This window comes from Pseudomonas sp. LS-2, from assembly GCF_003605735.1.
Lineage (GTDB): Bacteria > Pseudomonadota > Gammaproteobacteria > Pseudomonadales > Pseudomonadaceae > Aquipseudomonas.
This window is the reverse complement of the sequence record NZ_QXTJ01000029.1, coordinates 18,294-31,512: the sequence shown is the minus strand read 5'-3', so window position 1 is coordinate 31,512 and position 13,219 is coordinate 18,294. Positions and strand designations below refer to the sequence as shown.

Sequence of the window (13,219 nt, the reverse complement as noted above, 5' to 3'; positions counted from 1 at the left end):
GAAATGTCCGTCCGCATAGCGCCCGTGGGGGCCTTTATTGATGTGGCCAAAAACCACGCCCACCAGTGAAGAGCCGACAATCTGAGAGTTGACCAGATATGCGGTGATTTCGTGCTCATATACCTGGCTTTGAGCTCTATGGATTCGACGCCGGTCAAAATCCGTAAAGCGCCTGCTGTGCAACTCCGCAGTCAACTCGTTCTCTACGCTCACCGCGTGCCTCCTTGCCTTCACAATGTTTTTTAAGCCTAAGGGCCTATCTATCGGGCGTCAGCCCGACTTCGCTCAGCGGGCAGCCAACGGGCTTTGGTAAATGATTCGGACTTTCCGAAGAGCGGCCGCATCGAAATCCGGATCGTGAGAATCGTGATACACAGCTCCACCCTCGACTTCCAAAATGCAGATTGGTACGTCATGTGAGTTGCAACCCATGCTCAGAGATTGAAGGCGTTCCATTTTCCAAGACTCTCCACCGTTCACCCACCACGGGGTGACTACTTGCACCTCGGAGACCTTGAGTGTCTCGTCTTGCTGGCTCAGGAGCTCATACAGCCGAGTTTCGTCATTCACGAACTCTTCGATTGAGACAAAACGGTCGTCCTGCCAGCGCTTCACACTAACGTGATACCAAGGGGTTTTCAGCGCTCTGGAAACGCCATGCCAATGAGCCAGCCCATCTCCGAACATCCCAACCGAGCCAGCCTTTTCACTTTCATGCGTGCAGAACATTTGTGGTGTCTCAATCTCAGGCGCTCCTTCGGAGCGAGCGATTTAGTGAATTGCGTAGATGGCTTTCAAAGAGGCCGATTTACGATGGCCGCTGCCCTTCAGTGCGTACACGGTGTTCCGGGTGACAAACAGAAATCCTTCACTGAACTCAGTGGCGATGGTCGACCGAACCCAGGAGCCGGGTTCAAACCTCCAGTTTTCGTCGTGCCTAACGTTGTGCGCGTACATGATCATGGGCAGGCAGCCTGCGGCATGAACCTTGGCGAGTTCATCCTCGGTCACGACCACGTCGAAAATGATCCAGTCCTCAACAACACAACAAGGCATCCGGCGGTAACGGGCTTTGGCGTGTGCCAAGAGGTCTTCGAGGCTGAGGTCAGATCCTGCAGTGGCTGCACCTGGATCACCCAGCAGGCCGTCATTCATGGAATTGTCCACTCCCCCAACCCCTACTCATGATTACTCGGAAATTGACACGCGCAGACCGCTTGGCCTCGGCCACCATGCTAGGGGGCAGAGAGCGCTCATGATGGGCCCAGCCCGAAGGCCAGATCCCCGACATACACAATAATACCTCGAATTGATGTTTATCGAAATACCTCCTGTGTGGCTATATCCTGACTTTTGGCAGAGCCATGCAGCTTAAAACCGCACTCGCTGGCGTTCTCCGGGCTTTACGCCTGCACCGACGTCTCCGCTATGAAAACCTCTCCGATGCCAGCGCTAAGTCGAAGATAAGTGCCCTTGAGCGAGGAGAAACCAGCATCACTCTCGAAAAATTCGAGAGCCTGGCGGAGAGTCTCCAGATCGATCCTGTGGCGTTAATGGTGCTGTGCATGTCAGCGCGCCATGGCGTCCCCGGTTCTTCCCTTCTCGACTCTGCCAAAAAGCACATCCGCGAGTTCGAGGCAGAGGGTGGGCTTGAGGTATTAGCCGAGCAGTTTGTTGGCAAGGAACTTGTTCAACGGGGCCGTGGGAAGCCGACTGATCCAGACAAGCTCGAAGCTGTCCGTGAGCTGAGGGATAAGGGGATGACGCAAGCGGAGATCGCGAGGGAATTGGGATTTTCGGCGACCGTGGTGAATCGCATGTGGAAACGGCTACTGGATCAGGATTCTCAGAACGGGAAGTAACGTCGGAGAGAAGGTCGGAATATCAGATGACCCAGCCGGGTTGGAGCTAGTCACCCCGCGATCTAGCGTTCTCGTTGAAGCTGTCGTCACCCTATGATTGTGCCGCACCAGCGCTCTCGCCTCAGCCACGCAGCCGATAACAAACATGATCGGCCTACTGGCACCAAGCTGGACTGGCAATCTCAGTTAAGGACAACAAATGTTTCCACCAATGGCGAATCCCAATATTGAAATTACAGCCACCGACTTCGAGCGGTTGGTGAGGGACTGGATCCTCAAGCAAGGTGGTGAATTAACATCGCTGGAGGTGACGCACGACGTCAAGGTTGAGGCCTACGACTCAACCTACCAGATCGACCTGGACGACGTTTGACCGCTCCACGTACGACGCATACATTGCGGCCATACGGATTTTCCAAGGCGGGCAGCCCCTATGGGCGATTGAACGGTTATGGAATCCTGAGCGCGAAGCTCTTCCGGTTTGACTCCATCGACGATGGCATTCATAAGCGCTCTCTTCTGCAGCGATTCTGAACTTACTTATTTCGACAGGTTGGAGTGATGGGAGGCTCGTCATGGCCATCCCAAAGCGCCAGGAAATGCCAAAATTTTAGGGAAAGTTATGCTGAAGCAAAAAGTGATCGAGCGCTTCTCCATAGAGTTTGGGGAACCGGTTCGCGAACGCGTTAAGGTTAAGGCCTTCCGAATTCTGGATATTGAAGTGGTTGTTGAGGTAGATCAACCAAAGAGGCAGGACGCTTGTAACGTTTGGCTGCCTTACCCACCTGATGGTCAAGAAATTCCAGGGATGGTGCTGGAGTATCCTGGTGAAGCGGGTCGGCATAGTGGCACCTACGCTTCAGAAGGACTCAAAAAAGGCCTGCCTGCGCTCAAGCTCATCCTCACTACCGGAAGAGAACTGGACGAGTTGGTGGATTACATCCGGGCATTGGCGGCGGGACAAAAGCTTCCATCTGTTAGTGTCGATGCGTCTGAGCTTAAGCAAGATACCGGTGCGGGTAAGGGTGAGCCGATTCGTGTCGATGTGTCCAGTATGCCTGCCCCCAAACCACCCGCACCAAGGCGAGAGGCTATCCCCCGATCCGTGCAGCGAGAGGTCTGGCAGCGCGATGCCGGCATGTGTGTTGAGTGCGGCACTCGGCAGCTTCTATGCTTCGATCACATCGTTCCGTTTTCGCGGGGAGGGAGCAACACAGTTCGCAATCTGCAGCTCCTTTGTGAGCCCTGTAATCTATCCAAGGGCAACAGAATCTAATGATAAATGCCACCCCGCCTCTCGCTGACAGAATCCAACATATATTGGTTGGCCGAGATTACGAGCGCGTTAGAAATTCACATCTGTTGGTTGGCAAACACATCGTTGCTACGGGGTCTTTCAGCGTTCTTTTCAGCGGCGAGACCCCTGAGTCGATCTATCGATTATCAACAGACAACGCCACCCATGACTTCGCCAGCAGAGCGAAGAATCGAGGATTGGCAGGAACTGTAGGCTTGCTGAACGACTATGGCGCTGTTGCGATTTACAACCAAGATCAATACTTTCCCGACTACCTCTGGTTAGCGCACTTGGAGCGTTTGGCTCCTCTGCCCGACGATTCATTGCAGCGACTGTCGATAGCGAAGCTCTTGTCTCATCTGACCGGAGAGGCAGACGGCCTCCTTCTGACCGAGATCGATGAACGAGAAGCCGTGATAGCTGCGCTTCCTACGGCACCCATTAATGAGCACACCAAGCTGGTAGTAGATGCCATGGTGAGCCTGTTACCCAATTACCTGTACGAAGTTGATTTCGACCTGAGCATTTCCAACTTCATGATGCGTCCGAGCAATGGAGATGTTGTGCTGAGCGATCCTGTTCATGGCTTGTCCGACGTATCGGCGGACTGGCGTCGTTACCTTGAAGGTGAGCCAGTCATATTCGAAAAACGGTAGCTGGTTGACGGCGCCAGACTTCATTACCGTAGATTGTCAGTTATGCGTCGGCCCCCATCCGCGCGGCACGGGGGATCTATGAGGTAGATCTCGTGCTCCCAGACAGACGCTGAACATTGAGCAAGATGTGTTGGGCAGAAGCTTACAACCAAAGATTTCGTGAGGCCATTTTGAGTTGCGGCGTCTTGGTAGACCAATACACTTTGAGACCCATTAACCAGATCGGCGAAAATATCCATGCGCGGTAATACGCTCGGCCTTCTGCTGCTTGCGGCATCAAGCGCTGCCTTTGCAGCTTCACCACCTGATTTGTCGAAGCTAGCTCCTTGGCCAGAACGTGATGGCAATTATTTGCAGGCACTTAAGGGTGATGATGGGGAGTGGTACCTCGCTTCTGGCGTGGTCAAGAGCGGAAAGTTCGCTCAGGCACTCGGGCTTGTAGAACAGCCGTCAGATCCCTCTGCGTACCTTATGCGACTTATTCCTGGGGCGAGGATGTATGTCCGAGGATTGGAGTGCGAGTCACTTTCATACACCCTGATAACTGACCCAGCCAGCACTAAAAACTCATACTGGCTTGCAGCACCACGAGGGACAACCACGATCAAGCGGAGCTGTCAGATTAAAAACACGCCAGAAAAATGGGTTTTCCTGTCGCGATAACCTAAGGACGCGTCACCGGCTGACTTTGGGGAAGAAGCCAGACGGGCGTGGGCCCATCTAAAGGACGATCTCACCCGCCTGCAATCCATGAGGCGAGTAAGATCCTCCTACTGCTGCCGCATCTATGTATGCCTGCCGAGCCAAAAAAAGTGAGCTCTGAATGGACAAAGTCTCGACAGTCCAAGCGATTATTTTAAGTGACCCCATTCGGCTTCGAATGCTTGAAACGGTGCGCGTTCTTAAGTTGCCAGACTGCTGGATAGCAGCAGGTTTCGTGCGCAATGCGGTTTGGGATTATTTGCACGGGCGTGATTCGTCTCCGATCTCAACGGACGTTGACGTCATCTGGTTTGATACCAAGCGCTGCACTCCAGAGGAAGATAAAGCTCTTGAGGCAGTCCTCACGGAGCTAGATCCAACCGTCATCTGGTCTGTAAAAAACCAGGCCAGGATGCATCTTCAAAACGGCGATGAGCCTTACCTTTCCTCGACCGATGCAATGCGCTACTGGCCGGCTACGGCGACAGCTTTGGCTGTAAGGCTACTCGAGAAATGCTCACTCGAGGTTGCAGCACCGCTGGGCCTAGACGATTTGTTTGAGTTGATTCTCAGGCCCACAGGAAAGTTTTCCACTTCGAAAAAAGCGATCTTTGAACAACGCTTCATGTCTAAAAACTGGATGAAAATATGGCCACTGCTTACGCTTGCGTCAGCCTCTATGACCAAGCCACTGTTCGATTTTGATCTCAAACGCGTTTCGCACGAGCACTACATCACTGGCAAAGCTGCCATCAATTTTCCACATCCTGGAAGCACGACTGGTGGATGGCATTTCCTGTCGTATTTCAACCGGGAGTCGGGCGTGGCGAAGGTGTCATTGGCTGGCATCCATTACCCCGATACCACCGAATTTTTTGGCGACATGGGCGTCCTCGATGTCACTGACCCTATGGCACAACGCGGCTGGTCTGTAGAAGGTCGACGGCTGTACATGGCGGATCACTACAGAGCGGCTGCAGATATGCTTGTCAGGTGGGCCCTTGGCGATTCAGATCATTGCAATGTCGAGATTGATGAGTGGTTCCCATCACCATCAGAGAAACAACGACTGCTAGAGATACTGGATGTTGCAAAGCCAGAGTTCCTCAAGGTTGGCAGGCTGCACAAACTGGAAGCTGGGCTAAGCTCGCGCTCCTGAACGCCTGCACCGCGCCAAGGAGTTCATCACCAAAGGGCTTGAAGCCGGCGCGCTGCAGCCGGTGGTTTCAAAGACGTTCCCATTCAGCGAGATGGTTGAAGCGCACGAGTACATGGAGTCGAATGCGCAGATCGGAAAGATAGTTATCGAAATGTAAACCACGCTCGACTTCGCCAAGTCGAGCAAACAAGTTGGCTCGGATTGCTCCAAAAAGGAGCAATCCATGACGAATGGGGCGTGGGCTCTCCTTGATAAAACGCATTCAGTTGTAGTGCCCAAGGATCAATGCATCAAAGTCGATCAGCGCCCGCGCCACTGCGCAAGGGTTCTCCTCCGCTAGCCAGTGACCTTCCTTCTCGATGATGGCGAAACTGACGTTCTCAGCCACCTCCGCCATCATGGATTTCAGGACTGCGTTGAACGCACTCGACTCACCTGCCAAAGCAAGCACCGGCATTTTCAATTTCCCATAAGCTGCCAACTGGGCACGTTTGAGTTCCGCATCAGCAGCGAAGGATCGGTTTAGCTCGAACCTGGCTCTCATCCCGCCAGGCCCACCGAAGCTTGCGATGTAGCTCGCCTTGCTTAACGACTTGATGAAGGAGCTCGGCGCTGACGTTGGTGAGTCGATCAGAGGGTTTCGTGATGCGATCAAAGACGAAGCAGTCGACCCTAACCGAGACCGCCCGTCTAGCGCGAATGCGCCTGGAAATTCAGAGGCACAGCATTCAAAGGAACGACGGTAGCAATTGCTCCCATGCAGGCTCCTGCATCTCTAGCCCGTGCTAGCGGATGAAAATAGGTAAAGGCCTGAATAGTCGTTTCAGCTCTCGTTTAGGGACGCTACTCCCCGTGGTGACGCCAGCGTTAAGGTAGTCGCCCAGTGCGTTACGAGGAAGGGCTCTCTCAACCACGCGTCACAAAGGGCGCGCACCGTTAGGCATTAACCTGCCGTAACGGGGACGCTGGATATGGCATCACGAACTCTCTTGATCTCATCGACGATCACTTGGCTGAGTGAGAAGGTCGATTGATCGTACTCCATGATCACCTTACGAGCCGCAGCGACATCAAGGTCGCTATTTGGCACTACCCGTTGAAGCTCAGCTGCAGCGATGCGGGATAGGCCGAGCTCTAGAAATGCCCGCCCCGTCGTCGTGCTAACACCCAGTTCAAGGGCTAAAGAGAAATCAAAGATTTCAGATACCTTGTGGCTTAAACCATTCTCGATCAGCACTGAGGTTAGGATATCGATGTAGGCTTTTCCCATCTGAACAAGCTGAAATCGAATGACATCCTCAATTGTGTCAAAGGCGTCTTTGATCACCTTACTGGGGTTGAGGGCTGCAATGCTTTTGGCCTTGTAATTAGGGACAGTTCGGACGTACATGCTTTCGATGTCGCGTTTCCTTTGAATCTCGGCCTGCTTGGCGTTGATTTCATACCTGAGGATTACCGGGTACGGCTTTCCTTCCATCCACCTCACCGCGATGCGGGCGACATAGGCACCAAAATTTCCACCAAACCCTTTTATGAACTTGAAGAGATTGTTGAAAATGTCCCGATAATGACCAAATGCCTGCTTTCCAAGGTCGCCAGGGCTTTTCGGAATCAGTTGTTCGACATCGCCACTCTTTACGCTCTCGATCAGGAATGTCATGAGAGCATTCAGCGCGAACAGGTCAAGTGTCCAGTTTGCATTCAACACATTTAGAGGAAGTAATAATTCACTCGACGCCTTCTCAGACGCGTTGGATAGTAATCGGGAATCCATAATATCTAGCTCAGGCGCGACTCGATCCAAGAAGGCCTGAACGCTACCCTGCCTAGCCTTGCTGATCAGCATGCCTGCTGAGGCTACCGCATTCCTGTGGACTTCATCACGAGGCTTCCCGGGGGGAGCCTTTCCGCCGAGAACGTTCAAAACGTCTCTCGCGTTATGAGTGATCACATCGCTTAAAGCCGACTTGATAGTGAACTTTTTGAATCTGTCCATGGGCTGCTCGCTCCAGGACTCGTAATCCACAAGGAAAACATTGCCAACGATATCCTTAGACATACGCCCTGCCCGGCCAGCAAAATTCCACAGCAAAGCTGGATCCAGCATCTGCCTATCGCCCTTGCCTCGGGCTGGAGTGTCAATGAACACGTTCCTGGCGGGCAGGTTAATTCCTTGGAAAAGCGTAGTGGTACAGACTAGGAATTTTATTGAACCCTTGCGGAACGCTGTTTCAATCGCTTCCCTAAGAAGCGACGGCATTTGCCCATAATGAAAAGCTACGCCTTTCTCTACCATGCCTATCAGATGATAGTCCGGGTGGATATGATCTTTTATGAAAGAAACGAGGTCATCATTTTTGCCGATTGCATCAGGGCTGGTGACGCCAAGAGCGATAGAGCCAGCTAGCTTAGCGGCTTCCGTGGGCGTTTTAGCATAAACCAACGATCCGCCCTTGCTTCCGAGTTCAATAGCGACAGCGGCAAATCGACTTTCAGGAGAGGCCAAACCTACGTTACATTTCATCGATCCAATAGAAGTGGCTTGATGTGAAGTTAGCAGTTTAAATTCGAGTTCATTGGCTCCAACAGATTTTGTCACCACGATGCGGTTCTGAAGGACTGGGGAAACAGTTGTCGTGATCTCGGAGATCTCAGGCAGCCCAAGACTCGTGAGGGCCTCTTTGAACCCCTCCGCACCAGGTGCGAGCATTACAACGCTTGTGCTTGCGCTTCTCTCAAAACATTGCTCAATGCAACTCTGTAGTATCATTCCCCTCGCACCATCAGACAAGTTTTGAGCTTCATCCACTACCACTAGGTCTATCACTGAGGATGTGGTGGAAAGAAGTACCTGGAATCGCTCCTGAGTCAGCACAAAAACTTGTCGGGGATTTTGCTCGAGTGTAGGAATATCAGTAATGCGGATCTCAGCATCCCTTGCCAGCCGCTCCTTGATCTTGAGATGCACTTCGGACAGTAGCGCACGGGTAGGCGCGATGTAGACAAATGTAAAGCTCTCTTCCACCGCTGCCCGACGACAGAGATGCTCTATCACTAAAAACGACTTACCGGCTGAGGTCGGTGCAGAAATCGCGACCGACCGCCCTTCCTGCAACGAATCCCATACCTCCTTTTGGTAGTCAGTCAACGCAATCTTATCGCCATGAACCTGGATAGTATTGAGATGTTCAATCACATGCCGCTGAATGAGGTTGACAAGACTCGTCAGCTTCGAGTTGAAGTGTAACTGCGAATATTTAAGACCCGGAAAATTCCCAAGCTCTGTTAGCACTGCAGAGCACCGCTCGAGCACACTAGGCTCTTGGCTAACAAGCATCGCATTGAACGCAATGGCCTGGGCGAGGGTGATATGCGCCTCTATCTTCGACTGTGCGAAAACCGATGCGCAGTACAGAAGTTTTCCGAGCGCCTCAAGATCAGGGTCGATCTTCGACCTCTCAATATTTTCTGGCAGAGTGTTAGCGGCTCCGGCAGATTGCAGGTCTCCTATAGCCTCTCTGAACTCAGGATGGCTAATCATTCGGGCTGATAAATCCGATGCAAAGCTACTCATCTTCGTCAACCTCGCTGACTGTGAGATCTACATCAGCTAACGCTGGCGCGATACCCAGAGAGTCATAAAACTCCACTCGCAATTTGTCAACGTCCGGGACAGCTACGAGATAAAGCATGCATTTGTTCGCATCAACCCCTTGCGCAGCCAGCTGGTTTGTCACATTTTTGTGATGCCTACCATAGTCGTTTGCATAGAGCTGGCTGAAATGCATCTCATGCTTATCTAGCGGCCCGTCGTCCACTGGAATTTTGTTACCAAAATGCTTGGTTTCCGAATAACAAATCACTCCCACTGACCGTTCTCTTTTAGGGGCATTTGGCTTGCCAAAGACGTCAAGGTACTCCATTAGACGTTCCCTATCTTCCGGGCCTAACGCGTCAAGGTTCCCAAGATCGCGTACCATTCCGTACTCTTGCAAATATTGTTTTTGGTTACCCCCAAACCCTGCAACTGACTCGGCATAATCGGCAGTTCCGCTTGCAGCACTACCAGCCAGCTTTGACTCAAGAAAGAATATATTTAGCACTCCATCCTTGACTGATGCATGGATACCATCAAGCCCGTGCACTGGCATATTAGTCGAAGTCTTCAAGGACATTTTTGCTACAAGCTGGGCGGCATTAAGACGGCTCACTGCCACGCTATAAGCTAGAACCTCACCCACTTCGCTGGCTCGTGAAGGGTATTCAGTCCGGAACTCTATAAACGCGCTTTTGACAGCCCGATGAACTTGGCTAGCAACTGACAAATCACCATTTTTTCCGGCTTTGAGCGCCGCGATGTAAGCCTCTCGGCGTCTACGGCTCAAGGCATAGTTAACCGCCTGGCTGCTGAGAAATTCGGCGAGTGAGCTTATATTGGGGATATCCTCTTGGAAACGGACGTACAGCAATGCGAGCTTGGGTGGAATGATTGGTGTTGCTACCGAAAAATCTTGAGCACAGCTCACAAAATCATCGAGCGGAGATTGATCCAGTAATTTATCAATGACATCACTGAGCGACGGGGTCGCACTAGCTGAAGAAGACACTGTTCCAGTCCCTGGGAAGTCCAATACGAGCCGACGGCGAGGTCACAGCGGCTGTCCCAATAATGACGCGAACGAATGCGGATTGCCATCACTCAGAACATGCTGGCGCGTCCGGGCTCGCGGGGAGACCATCAAGTGTGTTGTGTCAGTACGTGCAGATTCAAGAGCACTCCCAGTCATAAGCGCCACATGAGCTTTCTAGATCAGAGGCAGGAGCAGGAGCAGGAGCAGGAGCAGGAGCAGGAGCAGGAGCAGGAGCAGGAGCAGGAGCAGGAGCAGGAGCAGGAGCATCAAAGCCTTGTGGGCTTTGACTTTCAAGCAAGAGCGAAAGCAGGCAACGCCTTGTGGGCGTTGCCTCTAAAGCTTGACAAGCAAAAGCCTAAAAGCGAACAAATCAGCAAATCATGGAATTCATCGAAAATCAGCAACCCGACACCTTCCAGTGACGGGTCGTCCTGCAAGCGACGGGTGAGGATGCCTTCGGTCACCACCTCGACGCGGGTATGGGGGCCGACCTTGCTGTCCAGGCGGATCCGGTAGCCGACGGTTTGACCCACGCTCTCGCCGAGCTCGGATGCCAGTCGCTCCGCCGCCGCTCTGGCCGCCAGGCGTCGTGGTTCGAGCATCAGAATGGTGTGGCCTGCCAGCCATGGCTCCTGCAGCAGCGCCAGAGGCACGCGGGTGGTCTTGCCTGCGCCGGGCGGCGCCTGAAGCACGACATCATCATGTTCACGCAGGGCATGTAGCAGATCCGGCAATACGCCGTCGATGGGCAACGAACTCATGGTCTCTCCCAAGTGGGGGAAAGAAGTATATGAGATTCACCCCCTCGCCATTGGCCTATCTGCCCTGACCACGCTTGCACCCACGATGCGTTCCGGTCGCCACGAGCCTGTCAGACGGCGGCGGTTACTCGCATACCGTTTCCCGCCCCTCTCGCCGGAGCGATTGAGGGGAGACGCCCAGCTTGCGGATGAAGACTTCGCGTAAATGCCGTCGGTCGCGGAAGCCGGTTTCCCGGGCAATGACTTCAAGGGAATGATGCCCCCGTTCGATCATGTTCCTGGCGGTTTCCAGCCGAAGCTGCTCGACGGCCTTGGCGGGGGACTTACCCGTTTCCGAAAAGAAAATGCGGCTGAATTGTCGCTCGCTCAGGTGCGCGACTTTTGCCAGCGTCTCAATGCTCAAGGGACTCGACAGGTTGGCGCGCGCGTATTCGAGGGCGGCCTGGACCCGATCCGATTTTGGCGCCAGCTTCAACATCTCAGAGTGTTGGGACTGGCCTCCCGAGCGTCGGTGATACATGACCAGCACCCGGGCCACCTTGTTGGCGACTTCCGGTCCGAGGTCTTTTTCCACCATGCCGAGGACCAGATCCATGGCCGCAGAGAGCCCTGCGGAGGTCCAGATGTCGCCATCGTCAATGAAGATATGGTCAGGCTCGACCTGAGTATTGGGAAACTTGGTCTTGAGCAAATCGGCATAAGCCCAGTGCGTGGTTACCCGTTTGCCGTCCAGCAGCCCGGCCTGCGCCAGAACGAATGCCCCCNACTCCAGCTCTTCAACGGAAGTGTTCAATGCCGCAGGATTTACGATGCCAGACACCATCCAGGTGTCGGCAAGCGATTCGGACGTGGCGACCGACGTATTGACCGAAGCACCAACCGAAGAGCGCACCTCACCCCCTGACATGGAGTAATTGGTCACGCGATAGAACTCTTCCTTGGCCACGACATTGGCGAACTCGAATACAGACTGCGTCCCGAGTGCCATGACCTGAAAGCCGTCCATTAGCAAATACCCGATCCGATGCATGTCCGCCGCCGCCTGTCGCGTCCGAAAACATGACCATAATTGTCGTTTCAAATCACGTCAATGCGATACAACATGAAAAGAAGTGCACTCCCGATGTGTGGTTCCTGAACAACCTCAAGGGCGGACATACCTATCAACCCAGCATAAAAAATCGCACAAAGTTCATAGAGAACGACAACGCATTGGCAATAAAAAACAGGTTCTACTACTGCCTCGCTGACACATGATCTGAACAGCACTTCCTCTTGGCAACACCGCACTCTCTAATCGTCGGATCAGCATGCAAGACGATGACCCTGGTGCACGCCGGACCCCCTGAACAGACACGTTGGGAGCCTATTGAGCAACAATCTTTCGTGCATGAAGCGAGATTGTCGATTTGCCGCTCGATAGTCGCGCCGGTCGGAGGTAGGATTCAGCCCTTCAACCGGGAGGACGGCAACAGCGGCGCCAGATTTCTGATCGACCCATTGACCCTGTCAGTTCGAATTCCTGTAACACGCTCACCTTGATAAAAAAGCGGGCAACCAGACTCGCCTATACCCATAAACGTTTCGGCCACGGCACGGAGCGATTGAAAAAAACGAAGCCTGCGCGACGTGCGATGAGAGACCTCTCATGACCGCACGCGCGCCAACCGTGATGACCTTCAGAGGTTGCGATGCAGAAATTGACGATTAATGACCAGGAACACGAACTGGATGTCCCTGACGACATGCCGTTGCTGTGGGTCCTGCGTGATGTGATGGGCCTGACCGGCACCAAATACGGCTGCGGCATCGCCCAGTGCGGCGTGTGCACCGTGCACCTGGATGGCCATGCCGTGCGCTCGTGTGTGTTGCCGGTCAGTGCGGTGGCAGGCCGCAAGGTGACCACCATTGAGGCCGTCGGCGAACAGGCCGTAGGGCAGGCAGTGCAGAAGGCCTGGCTGGAACATGAAGTCGTGCAATGCGGCTACTGCCAGTCGGGGCAGATCATGTCGGCGGTCGCGCTGTTGCAGGAGCACCCCAAGGCCAATGACGAACAGATCGTCAACGCCATGTCGGGCAACCTGTGCCGCTGCGCCACTTACACGCGCATTCGTGCTGCCATCAAAAGCGTCAGCCAGGCTTGAAGGAACT

At 53.5% G+C, this 13,219-nt stretch carries 12 protein-coding genes and 4 pseudogenes; 8 read left to right on the top strand and 8 right to left on the bottom strand.

The window, feature by feature from the left end:
• The 3 genes and pseudogenes from D3M70_RS32350 to D3M70_RS17155 all read right to left on the bottom strand — a co-directional run.
• Positions 1-213, bottom strand: a pseudogene (locus tag D3M70_RS32350) (hypothetical protein); the annotation flags it as partial.
• A 72-nt stretch (positions 214-285) separates the two neighbouring features.
• Positions 286-729: a hypothetical protein gene (locus tag D3M70_RS17160; protein ID WP_120126915.1), complete on the bottom strand. Its 444-nt coding sequence runs from the start codon at positions 727-729 to the stop codon at positions 286-288.
• 42 nt (positions 730-771) lie between these two features.
• A complete protein-coding gene (locus D3M70_RS17155; protein WP_120126914.1) occupies positions 772-1,155 on the bottom strand; it encodes a DUF6957 family protein in 384 nt (127 codons plus the stop codon).
• Between the two features lie 209 nt (positions 1,156-1,364).
• On the opposite strand from D3M70_RS17155, the gene D3M70_RS17150 reads away from it, so the two are divergent.
• From D3M70_RS17150 to D3M70_RS17125, 7 genes and pseudogenes are all read left to right on the top strand, one after another.
• The gene (locus D3M70_RS17150) at positions 1,365-1,862 is read left to right on the top strand and encodes a winged helix-turn-helix transcriptional regulator (protein WP_120126913.1); all 498 of its coding nucleotides are present in this window, start codon (positions 1,365-1,367) and stop codon (positions 1,860-1,862) included.
• 199 nt (positions 1,863-2,061) lie between these two features.
• On the top strand, positions 2,062-2,235 hold the full coding sequence (locus D3M70_RS17145) for a hypothetical protein (RefSeq protein ID WP_256659890.1): 174 nt from the start codon (positions 2,062-2,064) through the stop codon (positions 2,233-2,235).
• A 249-nt stretch (positions 2,236-2,484) separates the two neighbouring features.
• Complete coding sequence (locus D3M70_RS17140; protein ID WP_120126912.1) at positions 2,485-3,138, top strand: HNH endonuclease; 654 nt, start codon at positions 2,485-2,487, stop codon at positions 3,136-3,138.
• A gap of 236 nt (positions 3,139-3,374) precedes the next feature.
• Positions 3,375-3,815 (top strand): hypothetical protein, encoded by a 441-nt coding sequence (locus D3M70_RS17135; protein WP_120126911.1) that lies wholly within the window; start codon positions 3,375-3,377, stop codon positions 3,813-3,815.
• Positions 3,816-4,638: 823 nt separating this feature from the next.
• Positions 4,639-5,169: pseudogene (locus D3M70_RS33305) on the top strand (nucleotidyltransferase family protein); the annotation flags it as partial.
• A 27-nt stretch (positions 5,170-5,196) separates the two neighbouring features.
• The gene (locus D3M70_RS33300; RefSeq protein WP_256659893.1) at positions 5,197-5,676 is read left to right on the top strand and encodes a hypothetical protein; all 480 of its coding nucleotides are present in this window, start codon (positions 5,197-5,199) and stop codon (positions 5,674-5,676) included.
• Between the two features lie 4 nt (positions 5,677-5,680).
• Positions 5,681-5,833 (top strand): zinc-binding dehydrogenase, encoded by a 153-nt coding sequence (locus D3M70_RS17125; RefSeq protein WP_120126909.1) that lies wholly within the window; start codon positions 5,681-5,683, stop codon positions 5,831-5,833.
• Positions 5,834-5,938: 105 nt separating this feature from the next.
• Here D3M70_RS17125 and D3M70_RS17120 read toward each other — a convergent pair whose 3' ends face one another.
• The 5 genes and pseudogenes from D3M70_RS17120 to D3M70_RS17100 form a co-directional block, all read right to left on the bottom strand.
• On the bottom strand, positions 5,939-6,220 hold the full coding sequence (locus D3M70_RS17120; protein WP_120126908.1) for an alpha/beta fold hydrolase: 282 nt from the start codon (positions 6,218-6,220) through the stop codon (positions 5,939-5,941).
• A 399-nt stretch (positions 6,221-6,619) separates the two neighbouring features.
• Positions 6,620-9,250 carry a DEAD/DEAH box helicase gene (locus tag D3M70_RS17115; RefSeq protein WP_120126907.1) on the bottom strand — a complete coding sequence of 877 codons (2,631 nt, stop codon included), beginning with the start codon at positions 9,248-9,250 and terminating at the stop codon, positions 6,620-6,622.
• Entirely contained in the window at positions 9,243-10,283 is a 1,041-nt protein-coding gene (locus tag D3M70_RS17110) for a DUF1837 domain-containing protein (protein ID WP_256659889.1), read from the bottom strand. Before D3M70_RS17110 ends, D3M70_RS17115 begins: the two co-directional genes overlap by 8 nt.
• A 365-nt stretch (positions 10,284-10,648) precedes the next feature.
• Positions 10,649-11,068 (bottom strand): annotated as a pseudogene (locus D3M70_RS17105) (DEAD/DEAH box helicase); the annotation flags it as partial.
• Positions 11,069-11,192: 124 nt separating this feature from the next.
• A pseudogene (locus D3M70_RS17100) lies at positions 11,193-11,832 on the bottom strand (GlxA family transcriptional regulator); the annotation flags it as partial.
• A gap of 927 nt (positions 11,833-12,759) precedes the next feature.
• Here D3M70_RS17100 and D3M70_RS17095 point away from each other — a divergent pair.
• A complete protein-coding gene (locus tag D3M70_RS17095) occupies positions 12,760-13,212 on the top strand; it encodes a (2Fe-2S)-binding protein (RefSeq protein WP_120126905.1) in 453 nt (150 codons plus the stop codon).
• The last annotated feature ends 7 nt before the right edge of the window (positions 13,213-13,219 follow it).